The sequence below is a fragment of the Nitrososphaera sp. genome (assembly GCF_050748925.1).
GTDB lineage: Archaea > Thermoproteota > Nitrososphaeria > Nitrososphaerales > Nitrososphaeraceae > Nitrososphaera.
Genome location: NZ_JBOGQF010000172.1, coordinates 1 through 3,328 on the forward strand (window position 1 = coordinate 1; position 3,328 = coordinate 3,328).

5 protein-coding genes are annotated in these 3,328 nt (G+C 57.9%); 4 read left to right on the plus strand and 1 reads right to left on the minus strand.

Annotated features, from left to right (window positions below; all coding sequences use genetic code 11):
* Together ACREAY_RS10860 and ACREAY_RS10865 are read left to right on the plus strand one after the other, a co-directional pair.
* A partial coding sequence (locus ACREAY_RS10860) for an arginase family protein (RefSeq protein ID WP_431755789.1) occupies positions 1-231 on the plus strand: 231 nt, incomplete at its 5' end.
* A 56-nt stretch (positions 232-287) separates the two neighbouring features.
* Positions 288-1,157, plus strand: a complete 870-nt coding sequence (locus ACREAY_RS10865) for a hypothetical protein (protein ID WP_431755790.1) — start codon at positions 288-290, stop codon at positions 1,155-1,157.
* Here the strand turns inward: ACREAY_RS10865 and ACREAY_RS10870 are convergent.
* Positions 1,152-1,403 (minus strand): hypothetical protein, encoded by a 252-nt coding sequence (locus tag ACREAY_RS10870; protein ID WP_431755791.1) that lies wholly within the window; start codon positions 1,401-1,403, stop codon positions 1,152-1,154. The two genes, ACREAY_RS10865 and ACREAY_RS10870, sit on opposite strands and share 6 nt — an antisense overlap.
* A gap of 68 nt (positions 1,404-1,471) precedes the next feature.
* Here ACREAY_RS10870 and ACREAY_RS10875 point away from each other — a divergent pair, with 68 nt between their 5' ends.
* Both ACREAY_RS10875 and ACREAY_RS10880 read left to right on the plus strand, forming a co-directional pair.
* A complete protein-coding gene (locus ACREAY_RS10875) occupies positions 1,472-1,675 on the plus strand; it encodes a hypothetical protein (protein WP_431755792.1) in 204 nt (67 codons plus the stop codon).
* A gap of 34 nt (positions 1,676-1,709) precedes the next feature.
* The coding region (locus tag ACREAY_RS10880) for a heavy metal translocating P-type ATPase (RefSeq protein WP_431755793.1) at positions 1,710-3,328 on the plus strand (1,619 nt) is incomplete at its 3' end.

Below are 3,328 nucleotides of genomic sequence, written 5' to 3' on the forward strand. Positions count from 1 at the left end.
GTTTCAATAGACCTTGACTGCGTCGACCCTGCGTCTGCGCCGGGCGTCTCCGTGCCGTCGCCCGGCGGGCTTGCGACGGCAGACCTGCTCTACATGCTGACAAAGGTGATGAGCACGTGCAACGTCACCGGCTTTGACATAGTCGAGCTGTCGCCGGACTATGACCTCAACGACATGACGGCATACCTGGCGGCGAGGATAATGTCCGAGTGCATCGCATCTCTGCCCTAGTGTCTGTCTGTTTTTGACATGTTGCCCCTTATTGAGCGCCCGGGCAATCGTTAGCCGTGCTAAGGCTGTTAGCCGCTGCAATCCTGGTCGTGTCGCTTGCAATGCTGCCAGCGTACGCCCAGGGCAGCGGAGAGGTCGCCGGGCGGTACAAAAACGCCAGGACGGGCCTGATAATAGACCTGCCGCAGGGCTGGACGGGCACCGACGGCCTTGGATTTCCCATCGTGAGCCCGACAGGCATGGTCCCGGGAGGGAAATGGCCGGCGGTAAACATGGCGATAATGTCGACAGGAGCGCTGAAGGCAAAAGAGATCTGGCAGGACCCCGAATACAGCTACAGCCTCAACAGCGACGCGGCCTGCAAAGAGCTTGCACGCAATTACGTGCTTGTCGCCAAGGTGCGCGCGTCTGAAGTAGTCAAGGAATGCGACGACCAGGACTATAGCAAGACCAAGACGTATGCCATTGCCACCCGCGACAACATCATCGTCATAAGGTTCAGCGCAGAATCCAGCAACGACTATGACGCTCACATTGCCGCGTTTGAAAAATCAGTCGGCACGCTCTTGCTTTACACGGCGATAGACATGAAGGCGGCGGTAAAAAAGCTGTCAGGGATGCACGGCGTGCTGCACAAGGTGGCCGGCGGCAAGCAGGCGACTGTCAGGATAGACACCACATCCAGCATCAGCGATGCCGAGCTGGGCAAGGCAGGCCTGTCCTTTGACGTGGCAGGCAAAAAGGGCATAAGGGGCGTAGCAGAGGTATCAATCGGCGCAATGGCCAGCGGGCCGTACCAGGTGACAATAGACGGCAAGGCGACGGACGACTTTAAGGTGACCAGAGACATGACGACTGGCGAGACGCTGCTGTCAGTGAATTATGGCCACGGCGCCAGGCACAGGGTGGCAATAACAGGCCTATAGCTTCTCAGCTATTTTCTTCAGGTGGTCTGGTAGCTCTGGCAGCTCGCCCATCGCGCTGACGTTGTTCTGTATGATGTCCGGGCCTATCCTGCGCACCCGCTGGGTCGCTATCAGGGTGTCGATGCCCCTCTCGACTTCCTTTGCAGCAAGCACTTCTTTCAGCTTTTCCTTCAAGACGTTTTCCGAGTCGTATTTTGCTATTGCGTGCTGCAGGAGCACCAGCTTGTCGTCATGGGAAAGAGGCATGCGGCTATTCCTGTCATTACAGGTAATAAATTTTCAAGGTTTATTGCCTGCCAGGCGGAACGCACAACATGGCTGCAATCGACGAGTTAAAGGCACTCATTGACAAAGGTTGCAAAGTCGCCAAGGTGCAGCCGGCCATGTTTGCGTCAGACGCAGAGGTCAACATAGTCATTGTCACTGTCGTATGCCCGGGCGGCTCGCACGTAGTGGTAAAGGCGTACAGGGACGACGCGCGCCAGCTGCGAGAGTTCGTGCGGTCTTTACAATTGTAAAGTCGGGTGATTAAATAGCAGACAGGCGCCAGTAATGGCAGTGGAGCAAAAGCGCACGCTCTTGAAAATAGGCGGGATGCACTGCGCAGGGTGCGTCAACTCGATCCAGAGGCACGTCTCCACAATCGAGGGCGTGTCAAAGGTAGAGGTGAACCTTGCAAGTGAAAAGGCGGCAGTCGAGTACGACCCTGCCCGGGTCGGCATCGATGAAATCGAAAAGGCGGTGCGCGATGTTGGCTACAAGGTAGTCTATGAAAATATATCGTTAAAGGTAGAGGGCATCACTGACTCGTCTGATGCCCAGCGCCTTGAGCAGGGCCTGGCAAAGATGGAGGGGGTGCGCACGGCGTCCGTGAATTACGGCAGCATGCAGGTCAACGTTTCGTACAACGGCGCTCTTGCGTCGCTTGCAGACATTCGCAAAAAGATTGGCGACTATGGCTACGCGGTCCTGAGCGAGACGGCTCAGGAGAGCGCCTACGACATCGAGGCGCGGAAACTTTACAAACTGTTCATCATGGCGGCCGCGTTTGCGGTGCCGGTGGTGCTATACAGCTATCCGGAATTCTTTGGCATCCCTCTTGCAGGCACAAACATTGCCACGTATATCGCGTTTGCAGGGGCCTCGGTCGTGCAGTTTGCCGCAGGTGGCAGGTTCTACGCTGGCGCTTTCAGGATAGCGCGGAGGGGGTCGGCAAACATGGACACGCTGGTGATCCTTGGCACCACCGCCGCGTACGTGTTCAGCGCGTACAACACGTTTCCAGAGCCGATGTGGCACGGCATCTATTACGACGCGTCAGCGCTCGTGGTCACCTTCATACTGCTGGGCAAGTACCTTGAGCTAAAAACAAAGGGAAAGACGAGCGCAGTCATCCGCAAGATGCTAGAGCTACAGCCAAAGGCAGCGAGGGTGAAAAAATCCGACGGGAGCGAGATTGAAACGCCAATCGAGCTGATACAGCCCGGAGATATTGTCATAGTGAGGCCGGGGGAAAAGATACCGGTCGACTCGGCAGTGGTGCAGGGCGAGTCTGCAGTCGACGAGTCTATGGTCACCGGCGAGTCGGCCCCGGTCCACAAAAAGCCAGGCGACAGCGCCATTGGAGGCACAGTCAACCGCGAAGGCATGCTGCTTGTCAAGGCGACAAAAGTGGGCGCAGACTCGTTCCTCTCACAGGTCGTGAAACTGGTGGAAGAGGCTACTGGGAAAAAGCCGGCGATGCAGAAACTCGTCGACAAAGTCGCCGGCTATTTCGCGTACGCGGTGATGGCGGCGGCGCTTGGCACCTTTGGCGCATGGTATCTTGCGGCAGGGACCGAGTCGGCGATAATCCCGGCAGTGGCGATACTGGTCGTTGCCTGCCCCTGCGCACTGGGTCTTGCGACCCCGACTGCCATAATGGTGGGGATGGGCAAGGGCGCGGCAAACGGGGTCATGTTCAAGTCCGGCGACGCCATTGAAACGCTGAGCAAGGTCAAAGTCGCAGTCTTTGACAAGACAGGCACCCTCACCGCAGGCAGGCCGCAGGTGACCGACGTGGTTGCGCTAAAGCAGGCAGTGTCTGCAGGCGGCTCGACGCACGCGGACATGGACGTGCTGGCGCTGGCGGCGGCTGCAGAGAACTACTCGGAGCACCCGCTTGCCAGGGC

Bases quoted from the DNA above. Each gene is read 5' to 3' on its own strand.
- ACREAY_RS10875 (WP_431755792.1), top strand. From the start codon at position 1,472: ATGGCTGCAATCGACGAGTTAAAGGCACTCATTGACAAAGGTTGCAAA.
- ACREAY_RS10870 (WP_431755791.1), bottom strand. From the start codon at position 1,403: ATGCCTCTTTCCCATGACGACAAGCTGGTGCTCCTGCAGCACGCAATA.